Source organism: Qipengyuania sp. SS22 (assembly GCF_025736935.1).
In the GTDB taxonomy this organism is placed as follows: Bacteria; Pseudomonadota; Alphaproteobacteria; order Sphingomonadales; family Sphingomonadaceae; genus Qipengyuania.
Genome location: NZ_CP107048.1, coordinates 805675 through 820811, shown reverse-complemented (window position 1 = coordinate 820811; position 15137 = coordinate 805675). Strand labels below are relative to the sequence as shown.

17 protein-coding genes are annotated in these 15137 nt (G+C 62.8%); 15 read left to right on the top strand and 2 right to left on the bottom strand.

The window, feature by feature from the left end; genetic code table 11:
* Positions 1 to 48: 48 nt before the first annotated feature.
* The 14 genes from N6L26_RS04010 (at position 49) to N6L26_RS03945 (ending at position 11886) form a co-directional block, all read left to right on the top strand.
* A complete protein-coding gene (locus N6L26_RS04010; protein ID WP_263606751.1) occupies positions 49 to 501 on the top strand; it encodes a GatB/YqeY domain-containing protein in 453 nt (150 codons plus the stop codon).
* Positions 498 to 1241: a hypothetical protein gene (locus tag N6L26_RS04005; protein WP_263606750.1), complete on the top strand. Its 744-nt coding sequence runs from the start codon at positions 498 to 500 to the stop codon at positions 1239 to 1241. Before N6L26_RS04010 ends, N6L26_RS04005 begins: the two co-directional genes overlap by 4 nt.
* A gap of 4 nt (positions 1242 to 1245) precedes the next feature.
* Positions 1246 to 1947: a hypothetical protein gene (locus N6L26_RS04000; protein WP_263606749.1), complete on the top strand. Its 702-nt coding sequence runs from the start codon at positions 1246 to 1248 to the stop codon at positions 1945 to 1947.
* A 36-nt stretch (positions 1948 to 1983) separates the two neighbouring features.
* A complete protein-coding gene (gene dnaG, locus N6L26_RS03995; RefSeq protein WP_263606748.1) occupies positions 1984 to 3840 on the top strand; it encodes a DNA primase in 1857 nt (618 codons plus the stop codon).
* A 52-nt stretch (positions 3841 to 3892) separates the two neighbouring features.
* Positions 3893 to 5911, top strand: coding sequence for an RNA polymerase sigma factor RpoD (rpoD, locus tag N6L26_RS03990; RefSeq protein WP_263606747.1), 2019 nt, complete (start codon positions 3893 to 3895; stop codon positions 5909 to 5911).
* 188 nt (positions 5912 to 6099) lie between these two features.
* On the top strand, positions 6100 to 7485 hold the full coding sequence (locus tag N6L26_RS03985) for a sensor histidine kinase (RefSeq protein WP_263606746.1): 1386 nt from the start codon (positions 6100 to 6102) through the stop codon (positions 7483 to 7485).
* Positions 7476 to 7823, top strand: coding sequence for a response regulator (locus N6L26_RS03980; RefSeq protein ID WP_263606745.1), 348 nt, complete (start codon positions 7476 to 7478; stop codon positions 7821 to 7823). Before N6L26_RS03985 ends, N6L26_RS03980 begins: the two co-directional genes overlap by 10 nt.
* Before the next feature lie 74 nt (positions 7824 to 7897).
* Entirely contained in the window at positions 7898 to 8335 is a 438-nt protein-coding gene (rpiB, locus tag N6L26_RS03975) for a ribose 5-phosphate isomerase B (RefSeq protein ID WP_263606744.1), read from the top strand.
* A gap of 3 nt (positions 8336 to 8338) precedes the next feature.
* Entirely contained in the window at positions 8339 to 9652 is a 1314-nt protein-coding gene (glyA, locus tag N6L26_RS03970) for a serine hydroxymethyltransferase (RefSeq protein WP_318173618.1), read from the top strand.
* Between the two features lie 11 nt (positions 9653 to 9663).
* The gene (locus N6L26_RS03965; protein ID WP_263606743.1) at positions 9664 to 9888 is read left to right on the top strand and encodes a hypothetical protein; all 225 of its coding nucleotides are present in this window, start codon (positions 9664 to 9666) and stop codon (positions 9886 to 9888) included.
* Positions 9889 to 10359 carry a transcriptional regulator NrdR gene (gene nrdR / locus N6L26_RS03960; protein WP_253515924.1) on the top strand — a complete coding sequence of 157 codons (471 nt, stop codon included), beginning with the start codon at positions 9889 to 9891 and terminating at the stop codon, positions 10357 to 10359.
* Positions 10346 to 11074, top strand: a complete 729-nt coding sequence (locus tag N6L26_RS03955; protein WP_263606742.1) for an RNA methyltransferase — start codon at positions 10346 to 10348, stop codon at positions 11072 to 11074. The genes nrdR and N6L26_RS03955 overlap by 14 nt, the downstream gene beginning before the upstream one ends.
* Before the next feature lie 87 nt (positions 11075 to 11161).
* A complete protein-coding gene (locus N6L26_RS03950) occupies positions 11162 to 11470 on the top strand; it encodes a hypothetical protein (RefSeq protein ID WP_263606741.1) in 309 nt (102 codons plus the stop codon).
* A 122-nt stretch (positions 11471 to 11592) separates the two neighbouring features.
* Positions 11593 to 11886 carry a hypothetical protein gene (locus tag N6L26_RS03945; protein ID WP_263606740.1) on the top strand — a complete coding sequence of 98 codons (294 nt, stop codon included), beginning with the start codon at positions 11593 to 11595 and terminating at the stop codon, positions 11884 to 11886.
* Here the strand turns inward: N6L26_RS03945 and N6L26_RS03940 are convergent.
* The gene (locus N6L26_RS03940) at positions 11883 to 12200 is read right to left on the bottom strand and encodes a chorismate mutase (RefSeq protein ID WP_263606739.1); all 318 of its coding nucleotides are present in this window, start codon (positions 12198 to 12200) and stop codon (positions 11883 to 11885) included. The two genes, N6L26_RS03945 and N6L26_RS03940, sit on opposite strands and share 4 nt — an antisense overlap.
* A gap of 205 nt (positions 12201 to 12405) precedes the next feature.
* On the opposite strand from N6L26_RS03940, the gene rpsD reads away from it, so the two are divergent.
* Positions 12406 to 13020: a 30S ribosomal protein S4 gene (gene rpsD, locus N6L26_RS03935; RefSeq protein ID WP_253515954.1), complete on the top strand. Its 615-nt coding sequence runs from the start codon at positions 12406 to 12408 to the stop codon at positions 13018 to 13020.
* A 77-nt stretch (positions 13021 to 13097) separates the two neighbouring features.
* On the opposite strand, the gene N6L26_RS03930 is transcribed toward rpsD, so the two are convergent.
* On the bottom strand, positions 13098 to 15092 hold the full coding sequence (locus tag N6L26_RS03930) for an alpha/beta hydrolase family protein (protein WP_263606738.1): 1995 nt from the start codon (positions 15090 to 15092) through the stop codon (positions 13098 to 13100).
* Between the last annotated feature and the right edge of the window lie 45 nt (positions 15093 to 15137).

Below are 15137 nucleotides of genomic sequence, written 5' to 3'. Positions count from 1 at the left end.
GTTCTACAGGTCGTATGAACCATCCACAGCTTAGTGCAAGGAGGCGTCATGCTCCGCGAGAAAATCCAGTCCGAAACCGTTACCTCGATGAAGGCCAAGGACAAGGACCGCACCGCCGCGCTCCGCCTGATCGGCGCGAAGATCAAGGACCGCGACATCGAATTGCGCATGGCGGACACCAAGCCCGACGATGACGCAATGATCACCGACGTGCTGCTCAAGATGGCCAAGCAGCGCCGAGAATCGATCGAGATGTACGAAGACGGCGGCCGCCAGGAACTCGCCGACAAGGAAAAGGCCGAACTGGCGGTGATCGAGGAATTCCTGCCGCAGCAGATGAGCGAGGACGAAACCCGCGCCGCGATCGCGCAGATCAAGACCGACCTTGGTGCCGATGGCATGAAGGACATGGGCCGCGTGATGGGGGAACTCAAAGGCCGCCACGGCGCTACTCTGGATATGAGCAAGGCCAGTGGACTGGTGAAAGAAGCCCTATCATGAACAAGATCGTATTCGCCCTCCCCCTTTCGCTGGCGCTCGCCGCCTGCGGCTCCGCCGACGAACCGCCCACCGATCTGGAAACCGCGGAGAGCGATGGCGCGGCCGCGGCGCTCGCGCGCAATATCGAGGCGGGCGAATTCCTCGATCTCGATCTTGGCGCGAAGATCGTCGGGCCGCAGGGCCCCGAAGTGACCAGCGCGCTGTCGAACGCCGAAGGCAATTTCGCCGACCTGCGCAGCTTCGTCGCCTGTCCTGCGGGCATGACCGAATGCGATCCCGCGACCGCGCCCGAAGGCACGATCTATACCTACGTCCATGTCGTCTATCCGGGCGAGGACAATGAGGCCGGGACCGGCAGCGGCGAAGGCAATGATTCGTCCGATGTCGAACGCGCGACCGCGTTTCGCATGACCCGCCCGGCGACCGGGTTCACCGGCGCGGCAGGCTATTCGAAGGACGAGGCGATGGCCGCGATCGGGGCGAAGGCCGATGTCGTCATCACCTGCGACGATGGCGCGCTGGTGTGGACCGTCAGCGCCGGTGATGGCGGCGACCAGTGGGAACAGGCCGAACCGCTGACCTTCTGGTGGCAATCGACCGTGGCGCCCGCAGGTCCGGCGGCCGCCTATGCGATCGACGCCAATTATGCGCAGGCAACGGGCAGCGGTCCCTATCCCGCAGATGCTCCTGATGCGCCCAACGCCTGCAACGCACCCGCCGTATCGGGCGCGGAAGGGTAATCGCATGATCCGCACCACGACGCTCGCGGCCACTATCGGGTGTTTGGCCTTGGCCGGCTGCGGGAACAGCGAGCCCGCCCCCGCGCCCTCCCCCACACCGACCATCGCCGCCCCGCGCACGCTGGTCGGGGCGGATCTCGATCTGTCGACGCTCGGCGCAAAGATCGTCGGGCCGCAGGGACCCGAGGTCGAAACCGTGCTCAGCGCTGGCAATCGCCAGATCGGCACGCTGGTCAGCTATGTCGCCTGCCCCGCGGGGACGCCTGTGTGCGAACCCGGCGAAATGCCTGCGGGCACCGTGTACACTTACGTCCATGCGATCACGTTGGTGGACGCCGAAGTTGCGGCCGAAGATCCGGTCGCCGACGCTTCCGACCTGCGCGAAACCCCGCCCACGCTGTTCCGCACCCTTCGCGCTGCAACCGGGTTCAACCAGGCCGTCGGCTATTCGACCGCAGAGGCCGAAGCCGCGCTGGGCGATCCCGATGCGATATCGATCACCAATGACAATGGCAGCCTGATCTGGCGCGTGGTGCGCGGCTCGGGCTGGCAGCCGGGCGGTACGGTAACGCTGTGGTGGCAATCAACCACCGCGCCGCAGGGTCCCGCAGAAGCCTATCAGTTCGAACTCGACGGCCAGCAGGTTGCGACCACCGGCCCGTTTCCGCCGGAGAATAAGCCTGTGGAGGGTTCCGCCGCGCGCTAGCGGTGGCCGCATACCGGCGATAAGGTCTGCGACCTTATGGCCCTGTCACCCCAATGGTTAGACGAATTGCGCATGCGGACCTCGCTGTCCGCGGTGGTCGGTCGTACCCTGCGGCTGACCAAGGCGGGACGCGAATTCAAGGCCTGCTGCCCGTTCCATAACGAGAAGACGCCGAGCTTCTACGTCAATGACGAGAAGGGCTTCTACCATTGCTTCGGCTGCGAAGCGCATGGCGACGCGATCCGCTGGCTCACCGACCAGCGCGGCCTGCCGTTCATGGATGCGGTGAAGGAACTGGCCGCGGAAGCCGGGATGGAGGTCCCCGTCCCCGATCCGCAGGCTGCCCGCCGTGCCGAACAGCGCGCCAGCCTCCACGATGTGACCGCTGCCGCGCAAGACTGGTTCGAAAGCAATCTGCGCGGCGCGGACGGGGTGCAGGCGCGCAGCTATCTGGGACGGCGCGGGTTCTCAGAAGCGACGGTGCGCGAATTCGGTTTCGGCTATGCCCCCGAGGACCGGCAGGCGCTCAAGCGCGCGCTCGGCCGGTTCGAGGAGCCCATGCTGATCGAAGCGGGCATGCGGATCATGGTCGAGGACAAGGAGCCCTACGACCGCTTCCGCAGCCGGTTGATGCTGCCGATCCACGATACGCGCGGGCGGGTGATCGCCTTCGGTGGCCGGATCCTCGACAGCGAGGCCAATCCCAACGCGCCCAAATATCTCAACAGCCCCGATACGCCGCTGTTCGACAAGGGCCGCACGCTTTACAATCTCCACCGCGCCGCCCCCGCTGCGCGGCAGAGCGGGCGGATGATCGTGGTCGAAGGCTATATGGACGCCATTGCGCTTGCCAATGCGGGCATTCGCGAGGCGGTCGCCCCGCTGGGGACCGCGCTGACCGAAAACCAGATCGAGCTGCTGTGGCGCCAGGTCGAACGGCCGATCCTGTGCTTCGATGGCGACAAGGCGGGGCAGCGCGCGGCGATGCGCGCCATTTCGCGCGCCCTGCCCATGCTGCGCCCCGCGCATTCGCTGGTAATCGTGCGTCTGCCCACCGGGATGGACCCGGACGATGTCATCCGCGACCAGGGTGTGGGCGCGATCGAGCAATTGCTCGCCCAACCCGCCAGCCTGCTGGATACTCTGTGGGACTTCGAGAAGGCCGCTTCCCCGCTCAATTCCCCCGAGGACAAGGCCGGGCTCAAGGCGCGGCTGCTCGATCACGTCGACAGCATCCAGCACCCCGACATCCGTGCACTGTACAAACGCGAGCTGCTCGAGCGGTTCTCCGCCTATGCCTTCCCGCCGCGCCCGCCGCGCGAATTTCGTCCGCGTAGCGAATGGCAGAAGGGCGGCTTCAAGCCGCCCGCGCCCAGCCTCTCGCCCGAGGCCCGCGACAGCCTGACCCGGGCAATGGCGGGCGGCGCGCGCGATTCCCTGACCCGCGCGGTCATCGCGGGACTGGTCAAGTTTCCCGACCAGATCCTGCGCCACGAGGACGCGCTTTCGGACCTTGCGCGACGTGACCAAAATGTCGGTCCCGCGCTCGATTCGCTGCTTGAAGCTGCCGAGACGCTTGATTTGTCCACGCAATCGACCATATCGCTCGAACGAGGCCTTCCCGCCCCACCGGCAAAAACCTTATTCGCCTTCCTCGATGAAGGCATCGACCCGGGTGATGCGCGCGAGGATCTGGCCGAGGCCGTGTCGCTCCTGGTCGAAAGACCAGCGCTGGAATCCGCCCTGGCGGAGGCTACAGCGCGCTTTGAACGCGATCCGGAAGGCTCCATCGCCGATCAGGGCCGATTGCGCGAGCGATTGCTGGCCCTGAACGAGCGTTTGAAGCGTTTTGGACGTAGGAAAGCTGCAGCAGACGGCGAATCGGACACATGATCTTGGCGGGAACGCGGCCCGCCGGAAGTTTTAGACTGGATTAGAAATCTTTATGGCCACCAAGTCGAAGACCACGGACGATGGCGACGCTCCCCTGATCGACCTCAACGAAGCCTCGATCAAGAAGCTGATCGCCAAGGCGAAGCGCAAGGGTTACGTCACTTATGACGAGCTCAACGATGCGCTGCCGCAGGGCGAGATGAGTTCGGACCAGATCGAGGATATCCAGTCCGCCCTGTCCGACATGGGTGTGCAGATCGTCGAAAGCGACGAGGAAGCCGAAGCCGCGGCCGAGGAAGATTCCGAAGTCGAGGAAATCGCGGCGGGTGCCAAGAAGGACACCAAGGCGGCGGCCAACAAGCCTGCTGCCACGCGCAAGCTCGCCACCGGCGAACGGACCGATGACCCGGTCCGCATGTACCTGCGCGAAATGGGCGCGGTCGAACTGCTCAGCCGCGAAGGCGAAATCGCGATCGCCAAGCGCATCGAAGCCGGCCGCGACATGATGATCATGGGCCTGTGCCAGAGCCCGATCACCTTCCACGCCATCATCCAGTGGTCCGAAGCGCTCAACGCCGAGGAAATGCAGCTGCGCGAGATCCTCGATCTCGATGCCATGCTGTCGAAGGAACCCCCGCCCGAGAAGATGGAAGCGGGCGAGGACGAAGACGACGACGGCGAGATTTCCGAGGAAACCGCCGGCCCGACGATTCGCGACGACGATGAGGACGAGGATTCCGAAGAGGAAGGCGAAGAGGGCGAGGAAGGTTCGTCCAAGAGCGACGACGAAGAGGAAGAGGACAACACCATGTCCCTTGCTCAGATGGAAGCCGCGCTCAAGCCGGATGCCATCGAACGTTTCGCGCGCATCGCCGATTTGTTCGGCAAGTTCGAAAAGCTCCAGAAGGAGCGCGTCGACCTGATGGCCAAGGGCGAGGTCTTCACCCGCGCCAAGGAAAAGAAATACGAAGCGCTGTCCGAGCAGCTCACCGCCGAAGTCGAAAGCGTCCAGTTCCACGCGACCAAGATCGAATTCCTGGTCGACAACCTCTACGCCTTCAACCGCCGTCTGACCGCGCTGGGCGGCCAGATGCTGCGCCTCGCCGAGCGTCACAAGGTCAAGCGGCTCGACTTCCTCGATGCCTATATCGGCAACGAGCTCGACGATAGCTGGCTCAAGGAACGTGCCAAGAAGGACAAGAAGTGGGCTGCCTTCGCCGAAAAGGAAGGCGATGCAGTCGAACGTATCCGCGCCGAGATTTCGGACATCGCCAGCCAGACCGGCATGGCGCTGGAGGAATTCCGCCGGATCGTGAACATGGTCCAGAAGGGCGAACGCGAAGCGCGTATCGCCAAGAAGGAAATGGTCGAGGCGAACCTGCGCCTGGTGATCTCGATCGCCAAAAAATACACCAACCGCGGCCTGCAATTCCTCGACCTCATCCAGGAAGGCAACATCGGTCTGATGAAGGCGGTCGACAAATTCGAATACCGCCGGGGCTACAAGTTCAGCACCTATGCCACCTGGTGGATCCGGCAGGCGATTACCCGTTCGATCGCCGACCAGGCGCGTACGATCCGCATCCCGGTCCACATGATCGAGACAATCAACAAGCTGGTGCGCTGCAGCCGCCAGTTCCTGCACGATCAGGGCCGCGAACCGACGCCCGAAGAGATGGCCGAGAAACTCTCGATGCCGCTCGAAAAGGTGCGCAAGGTGATGAAGATCGCCAAGGAACCGATCAGCCTCGAAACGCCGATCGGCGACGAGGAGGATTCGCATCTCGGCGATTTCATCGAAGACAAGAACGCAATCATCCCCGTGGATGCTGCGATCCAGGCCAACCTCAAAGAAACCGTTACCCGCGTGCTGGCCAGCCTCACCCCGCGTGAAGAACGCGTGCTGCGCATGCGTTTCGGCATCGGCATGAACACCGATCATACGCTGGAAGAAGTCGGCCAGCAGTTCAGTGTGACGCGCGAACGTATCCGTCAGATCGAGGCCAAGGCTCTGCGCAAGCTCAAGCACCCGAGCCGCAGCCGCAAGATGCGTTCTTTCCTCGATCAGTAAGCGCATGCGCAACCCGCGGTTGCGCATGCCTTTCACCTCAACCGCCAAATTCTTTTGAATTGCCGGGAACCGTTTGACGCCCAATGCTTTAAGGCGCCATGCGGGGAGAAATACGAGGGGTCCCGGTCACGAAATCGGCCGGCGCTCAGGAATCATCGACGTCGGATAAGGCTATCAACTTCGGACGTGTGCTCGCGCACTCGCCGAACCCCTATCTGCTGCTTGATCACGATCTGATTATCCGATGGGCCAACAATACCTATCTCAAGCTCATGGACCGCGAACGCGACGACATCGTGGGCCGCCATGTATTCGACGCATTTCCAAGCGAAGGTGAGAGCCATCAGCAGCTCCAGACCTCTTTCGAGCGGGTGCTCGAGACGGGCGAGCCGGACGAGATTGCGCATATCAAATACGATATTCCCAACGCCTCGGGCGGTATGGATGCGCATATCTGGAGCACGACCCAGGTCCCGATCATCGACGATAGCGGGGCCGTCGAATTCATTCTTCAGCATCCCATCCAGATCACGGCGATCGAACAGCGCGATACCGCGGACGTCGTCCGCCGGGCCGAAGCCGTCGAAGAGCGGTGGCGCGGCGCGTCGAAGGAACTGGACCGGTTACACGCCCTGCTCGAGCAGGCACCCGGTTTCGTGGCCGTATTGGCAGGATCAGAACATCGCTTCGTCATGTCGAATGCCGCCTATCGCCGCCTGATTGGAGAGCGCGAACTGGAAGGCAAGAGTGTGGCGGAGGCGCTGCCCGAAATCGCCGAACAGGGCTTCGTCGACGTGCTCGACAGGGTCATGAACACTGGCGAACCCTATTTTGGACGCCGCGAAAAGGTCTTGCTGAAGAACAGCGATGACAATGAATTGCGCGAACGGCATCTCGAATTCATTTTCCAGCCCATTCGCGGACCGGATCGCTTCGAGGGCGTGCTGGTCCAGGGGTATGATGTCACCGAAGAGGTTGCCGCGGAAGAAAGCCAGCGGATCCTGATCAACGAACTCAACCACCGCGTGAAAAACACGCTGGCTGTCGTTCAGGGCCTGGCGCAGCAATCGTTCAAAAGTGACAAGCAAAATCCGCAGCTCGATATTTTCGTCGAACGGCTGGCAGCTTTGGCCAGCGCGCACAGCCTATTGACCGAACGACGGTGGGAATCGGCAGATCTGAGAACGATCGTCCGGGGCGCGCTCGAGACGACCGCGGGGACCCGGCAGTCGCGCTATACGCTCGAGGGACCCGATATCCGTCTCGAACCGCAGCCCGCAGTCGCCTTGTCGATGGTCATCCACGAACTGTGCACCAATGCCGTCAAGTATGGCGCGTTTTCGACTGAGGATGGCTCGGTCGAAATTCACTGGTCGCTCGAAGATAGCCCAGACGGCAGGCTGCTGGTTCTCGATTGGCGCGAAAGCGAAGGCCCCCCGGTCGCCACGCCGGGCAGGACCGGATTCGGATCGCGGCTCATCAAGCGCGGTCTCGGCACGCCGGGGAGCCACACGGAAATAGAGTATCTGCCGGCCGGTCTGCATTGCCGGCTCAAAGGCATTTTATGCCCCTGAGCGGCAAACGTATCCTGGTGGTCGAGGACGAACCGATCATCGCTTTCGCGCTCGAAGACATGCTCCTCGAGGACGGCGCCGATGTCGCCGCCGTGGGATCGCTTGATGAAGGGCTCGCTCAGGTCGAAGCCGGGGCGTTCGATTTCGCCATTCTCGACATCAACCTGCATGGCAAGAAAAGCTACCCCATCGCATTCGAGCTCTTACGCAAGGACATCCGGTTCGTCTTCGCCAGCGGCTACGGCGACGCCGAACACCCGGCAGAACTGGCGCATGTCACCACGCTGACCAAGCCTTACGTGCTGGACGACATCCGCGATATCGCGATCGACAACTGACCCCTATCAATCCGGCGTGGGCAACCCGCCATAAGGAGGTGGCGAGCCGGGGCGGAAACGACTATGGGGCGCGCATGCGTATTGCCATAGCATCCGACCACGCCGCGCTCGATCTCAAGACCGAGCTGCGCGACTGGTTGATCGAACAGGGCCACGAGGTCGCCGACCTTGGCCCCGAGACCTCCGACAGCGTCGATTATCCCGACTTCGGCTACAAGCTGGCCAATGTCGTCGTCGACGGCACAGCGGAGCGCGGCGTCGCGCTGTGCGGCAGCGGAATCGGCATTTCGATGAGCGTCAACCGCAACCCCGCCATGCGCTGCGCGCTGGTGGGCGAACCGCTTTCCGCCACGCTCGCCCGCGAACACAATGATGCGAACTGCATCGCCATGGGTGCGCGCCTGACGGGCAGCGATATGGCCAAGGCGTGCCTTTCCGCCTTTCTCGAAACCCCCTTCGCCGGCGGCCGCCACCAGCGCCGCGTCGACAAGCTTTCCAACCCGGACATCTGATCAATGGCAACCCAGGCACAAGACACCGCGCGCGACCCGATGGACCGCTTTTGGCACGACACGCTGGCCGAGGCAGATCCCGAAATCCATGCTGCGATCCGCAACGAGCTGGCCCGCCAGCAGGACAAGATCGAGCTGATCGCCAGCGAGAATATCGCCTCCACCGCGGTTCTCGAAGCCACGGGTAGCGTGTTCACCAACAAATATGCCGAGGGCTATCCCGGCAAACGCTATTACGGCGGCTGCGATTTTGCCGATGTCATCGAAACGCTGGCAATCGACCGCGCGAAGCAATTGTTCGGGTGCGAGTTCGCCAACGTCCAGCCCAATTCGGGCAGCCAGATGAACCAGGCGGTGTTCCTCGCGCTGCTGCAGCCGGGCGACACTTTCATGGGGCTCGACCTCAACTCGGGCGGTCACCTCACGCATGGCTCGCCGGTCAATATGAGCGGCAAGTGGTTCAATCCGGTCAGCTATGGCGTGCGCCAGCATGACGAGCTGATCGACATGGATGAGGTCATGGCGATCGCCAGGGCCAACAAGCCCAAGCTCATCATCGCCGGCGGCACCGCCTATTCGCGCGTGTGGGACTGGGCCGCTTTTCGCAAGGTTGCGGATGAAGTCGGCGCTTATCTGATGGTCGACATGAGCCACATCTCTGGCCTCATCGCAGGCGGCGCCCACCCCAATCCCTTCCCGCATGCGCATGTCGTGACCACGACCACGCACAAGTCGCTACGCGGCCCACGTTCCGGCGTGATCCTGTGGAACGACGAGAGCCTGACCAAGCCGTTCAACATGGCGGTTTTCCCGGGCATGCAGGGCGGCCCGCTGATGCATGTGGTCGCCGCCAAGGCAGTGGCCTTCGGCGAGGCGCTCCGGCCCGACTTCAAGGACTATGCGCAGCGCGTCGTCGACAACGCCCGCGCCCTGGCCGAAGGCATCGAGGCCAACGGCTTGCGCGTTGTCTCGGGCGGGACCGACAACCACTCCATGCTGGTCGATCTGACTGCCAAGGACGTGACCGGCAAGGCCGCCGAAGCCGGGCTCGACCGCGCCTGGCTGACCTGTAACAAGAACGGCATCCCATACGACACGCGCAGCCCGTTCGTGACCAGCGGCATCCGCCTTGGCACGCCGGCAGGCACCACGCGCGGGTTCGGGCCCGACGAGTTCAGAACCATTGGCGCGCTGATCTGTGAAGTGGTAGATGGGATGTCGCGCAATGGCCCCGAGGGCGACGGCCAGGTCGAAGAGCAGGTGCGCGGCAAGGTTGCCGAACTGTGCGCCGCCTTCCCCGTCTATCCGGGACGCTGAGGAGACAAGCGATGGATGAGCAGGAACCCAAGCACCAGGATCACGAGCTTCTTGCCGACGCCAAGGACGAGGTGAAGGACATGGCCACCAAGGGTCTCGATCATCCCTCGACCAAACCGGTTCTGACCGGCGCGGCCGTCGGCGCGCTCGCGGGCGGGCTGCTCCCGGTGGTGACCTGGCCGATCGGTCTCGTCGCAGGCGCCGGTTTCATGCTCTACAAGCGTCTCCGACCGTAAATGCGCTGCCCATTCTGCGCGCATGACGACAGCCAGGTAAAGGACAGTCGTCCGACCGAGGATTCCACCTCGATCAGGCGTCGCCGCCAGTGTTCCAGCTGCGGCGCCCGCTTCACCACGTTCGAACGCGTCCAGCTACGCGAGGTCACCGTGCTCAAATCGGGTGACCGCCGCCAACCCTTCGACCGCACCAAGCTCGAACAGTCGATCGCGCTCGCCTGCCGCAAGCGTGATGTCCCGCAGGAACGCATCGACCAGCTTGTCAGCGGGATCCAGCGCCAGGTCGAAACCGCCGGCGAGGCGGAGATCGCTTCGCAGCGTATCGGCGAAATGGTGATGGACGGACTGCGCGGCTTGGACAGCGTCGCCTATATCCGCTTTGCCTCGGTCTACCGCGACTTCAGCGAAGCGCGCGATTTCGAGGAATTCGCCAGCACTGTGCAGGAAGCGGCCGCCAATGAGCGAAGCTGATATGCGCAAACCCGTAATTGTCCTGGTGCGCCCGCAACTGGGCGAAAATATCGGCAAAGCGGCGCGCGCAATGCTCAATTTCGGGCTGACCGAGATGCGGCTGGTCGAACCGCGCGATGGCTGGCCCAACCCCGCAGCGGGACCTGCCGCGGCAGGTGCAGATGACGTGCTCAATCGGGCGCAGGTGTTTGCCACCACTGCTGAAGCCGTGGCCGATTGCGCGCATGTCTATGCCACCACGGTGCGCAAGCGCGGTGTCACCAAGCCTGTCGTCACCCCCGAGCAAGCCAGCCAGGAAATTGCCGCGGCGCAGGGTCGCAGCGCCATCCTGTTCGGGCCCGAACGCTCGGGCCTGGAAACAGAGGATGTAGCGCTCGCCCGCGCGATCCTGACGGTGCCCATCAATCCCGAATTCGGTTCACTCAATCTCGCGCAGGCGGTGATCCTGTGCGCCTATGAATGGTCCAAGCACAAGCATCTGGTCCAGCCCACGCAGGAAGACCTCCTGCCCCCCGCCCCGCAGGAAGATCTCGACGGTCTGGTCGCCCATCTCGAAGGCATGCTGGCACCCAAGGGCTATTTCCTCCCCGAGTCGCGCGCCGAAGCATCGCGCCGGACGCTGCGCGGTGTACTTACCAAGCCGGGCTGGAACCACCTCGAAGTCCGCACTTTGCGCGGGGTTTTGTCTTCCTTGGCGCGCCCACCCAGAGACTAGATCGTTCTAATTTCCCGATTTTCCAATATTGTGGTAATGTTCCCTTCCTTTGCTTTTTAAGGGGTTGGTATGGTGAGAGGACGAACCATGAAAAATACAGCCACTGTAGCGCTTTTCGCAGGCACCCTATTCTTCGCTACCGCTGCGAATGCTCAGAACGATGCCGAAGACCGTGAAACGGCTGCGAAGGTCGCTCTCAGCGACGCGGCCGAAGAAGGCACGGTAGAGCGCAACGACGAAACCATTGTTTGCCGCAATATGGCCCCCAAGGTCGGGACACGCATCCCGGGTCGGGAAGTGTGCCTGCCGGTCTACCAGTGGGAAGAATGGGAACGGACGACACGCGAGACGGCGAACGATGTCGAAACGCGCGGACTCATCAGAAATAATCCCTGACAATCCCCATCGCGCTCGATAGGCTGCGCTATCATTTGGCGATCCGTGCCGCGCGCTTGGGGCGAACCGGCGCGGATTGCTTCCGATGGCCCATCGTTCGGGCTGTTCCACAGGAGAAAAACGTGAACACCAAGTATCTGACCATTGCTGCCGGCGCCGCGGCGCTCTTTCTGCTTCCCGCCTCGGCAGTGGCAAATGGCGAGAAGGGCGTAACCGCGGACGAGGACAGCGCAGCCGCCAAGGATGCAGCAACGATCGTCTGCAAGCGGCAGCCCCCGCCGGTGGGTTCGCGTCTGGGCGGCAAGAGGGTCTGCAAGACCAACGCTGCCTGGAAGATCGAGCGCGACGCGGCTACGGCTGCCGCGCGTGAAAACCAGGATCGCAGCGGAACCGGCAACACCCGTACGTCTGGCTAATTTCCTTCGCGGAGCCGGTCCCACTCGACCAGCTCGTAAGCGATTGAGGTTTCGACCAAATCTTCCCATATCTGCCCGAGCGGATCTGCCGGAAGATTGCGACGAACCGCATCGGAGCGCGCATTGCCGATCACCTCGGCTTTGCGCGCTTCGTCGCGCACGGCGTTGCGCTCGGATTTGATCCGCGCCGCCGCACGCATGTAGCCGAAACGCCGCTCGAGCAGATCCATCAATTCGCGGTCGGTCGCATCGACGCCGCGCCGGACATCGCGCATATCGCTGCAGTCGTCGGGCAATTTGTAATCCTGGGTCATGGCGCAGCGCACTGCCTCGCTTGCTCCGGCTTGTCGAGCGCCTATGTTACGGCTTGACGCGCAGCCCGATCTTGATAAGAGCGCGCCTTCGCAAATTGGCTCCGCACCCCGGTGAAGCGGAAGCCGCGTCGAACCCCCGGTTCGGCGGTGTGATGCCGGGTTTGATGGCCGTCGATGGGATGGCCCAGCAAATTGGAGAATATTTATGACGAAGCGCACCAGCGCCAAGTACAAGCTCGACCGCCGGATGGGCGAAAACATCTGGGGTCGCCCGAACAGCCCGGTCAACAAGCGTTCCTACGGTCCCGGCCAGCACGGTCAGCGCCGCAAGAGCAAGATGAGCGACTTCGGCCTGCAGCTGCGCGCCAAGCAGAAGCTCAAGGGCTATTACGGTGACGTCACCGAGAAGCAGTTCAAGCGCACCTACAAGGAAGCGTCGGCGATGAAGGGCGACACGGGCCAGAACCTCGTCGGCCTGCTCGAACAGCGTCTCGACATGGTCGTGTATCGCGCCAAGTTCGCGCCCACCATCTTCGCCGCCCGCCAGATCGTGAGCCATGGCCACATCCTGCTCAACGGCGTGAAGACCAACATCGCCTCGGCCCGCGTCAAGGTCGGCGACGTTGTGGCACTCGGCAAGAAGGCGCAGGAAATGGCGCTGGTCATCGAAGCGCAGAGCCTGCCCGAGCGCGACATCCCCGACTACGTCGCTCCCGACGGCAACGACAAGGTGACCTTCACCCGCGTGCCCAAGCTCGACGAAGTGCCTTATCCGGTGACGATGGAACCGAACCTCGTGGTCGAATTCTACTCGCGCTAAGCCTCACCGGCAGCGACACAGAAAAAGGGCGGTCCCTCGCGGGGCCGCCCTTTTCTTTGTGGTTGGTATGCCTAGGCTCAGGAGCCGAGGTTGGTGGAGAGGAACGCGTCGATCCGCATCAGCATGTCCTTGCGCGATGCACCATCGCGGAGCGAGTGTTCCAGGCCCTCGAATTCGAGATATTCGACGGATTTGCCCGCTCGCCTTAGTGCCGCTTCCATATCGCGCGACTGCTCGACGTCGACGTTGTTGTCGGCCGTGCCATGGACGAGGAAGACAGGTGCGGCGAAGGACTGAGCGTTGCGCATCGGGCTGCCCTGTTCGAGATGCGGTCCATCGCCGACGAATTTCTGAACGAGGCGGAAATTGGAGGACATTCTCTCCTCCTCGATCAGCTGCCGCCAATCGGTGACCGGCGCGACCGCGACCACAGCCTTGTATAGCTCGGGATCCACGACCTGCGATTGCAACGCTGCATAGCCGCCATAGGACCACCCGACGATTGCTAGCTTTTCCGAATTCGCGATCCCCTGCGAGACCAGCCAGCGACCGGCATCGTTTACATCGCCAATGGCGGTACGCCATGCCTTGACGCCGTTCTTGCCGAACCAAGCCTTGCCGTAGCCTGTCGAGCCGCGGAAGTTGGGCTGCAGCACCGCGTAGCCTCGTGCGGCAAAGAACTGGACCAGCCAGTCGAAGCCCCATTCGTCTCGGGCGGAAGGGCCGCCGTGCGGCATGACGATGGCGGGTATGTTCTTTCCGTCCGACCCGGTCGGCAGTGTGAGGTAGCCGGGGATCACGGTTCCGTCGGCGGCAGGAAAGGTTACCGGCTTCATCTCGGCCAGTTGGCGCCCCTCGGTCATCTCACGCACGGGCAGCAACGGGCTCAGCTCGTTGGTATCGCGGTTGAAGCGATACAGCATGCCCGGATCGACATCCGACCCCGTAACAATCAGCAGCTTGCGCTCGTCCTCGCTCGCGCCGACGAAATTCACAATCGGCTGGCCGGGAAGTGCATTGCCCAGCGCAACAGCCAGATCGCGCAGTCCGGGGTCGAAATATTTGACCAAGCGCTTCTCGGTCGCGAAACTGGCACCGATCACGCGCTGACGGCGGCCTATCGTTATCAGATCGTCGACATCGGCACCCTCGGCGGAAAGCACCAGCGACTTCGCCAGGCTGCCATCAAGCGCGATCGAATAGAGGTTGGTAAAACCCCGGTCGCCGTAATCGAAGCCATACACCACATTACCGGCTGCATCGACGGCATGCGGTTCAAATCCATCAACGGTCTGGCTGTCGATCTCCGCCCGAGAAAGCGGCTGCCAGCGCTGTGACCCTTGCTCGCGGTAAAAGTAGGCCAGCGTATCCTTCGAGTAACCGCGCGCTGTCGCGTTACCGGTGCCTTTTATCCGAACGACGCCGTTACTGTCCGCGATATATCCGAAAGCGTCCTTGTCCGGCGCTTCGACACGCTTTTCTCTCCCCGTATCGACATCGTGCGAAACGACGCCAAGACCGTCCTTCTGATTGGCAAGGCGTGTGTTGAGCGAGCTTTCCTTGCCATATAACCGGCTAACTAGGATCGAACTGTCGTCGCTCTCGGCATTGAGCGAGACGATCCCGCCGCCGTAATAGGTATGGCTCAGAGCCCGCAGCGAGCGGGCGCCCTCGATAACGTTTGGTTCGCTGCCATCGGAATTCACCGCAATCATGCGGGTTGCCGAGATGTAGCGCCCGATCGACTCGTCCTCGCGCGATACAATCGTCTGGCAAACAAGGCGCTGTTCGGTGATCCAGTTGCAATAGGCCAGATCGCTCAGGCCATCGAGTGCGGCAAGCGCGCGTTGCGGCGGCGTGCCCGCAGCAAGGTCGACCGTGTAAAGCGCTTCGCCGCCCGCGCCGACGCTGGCGACATAGGCAAGCTTGTCACCCGAAGGCGACAGGCTGGCATGGATCACCGATTGCCGCGCGCCAAAGGCAGTAGCGTCTTCTTCAGCAGTCTCTGCGGAGAGCGGCGTGGCAGCCGCGCAAAAAGAAATGGCGGCGACACCCGCGAGTAACTTGTTCATGAATACGACCCCTCAAGTAATAATGCGTCGAAGCCTAACAACCAG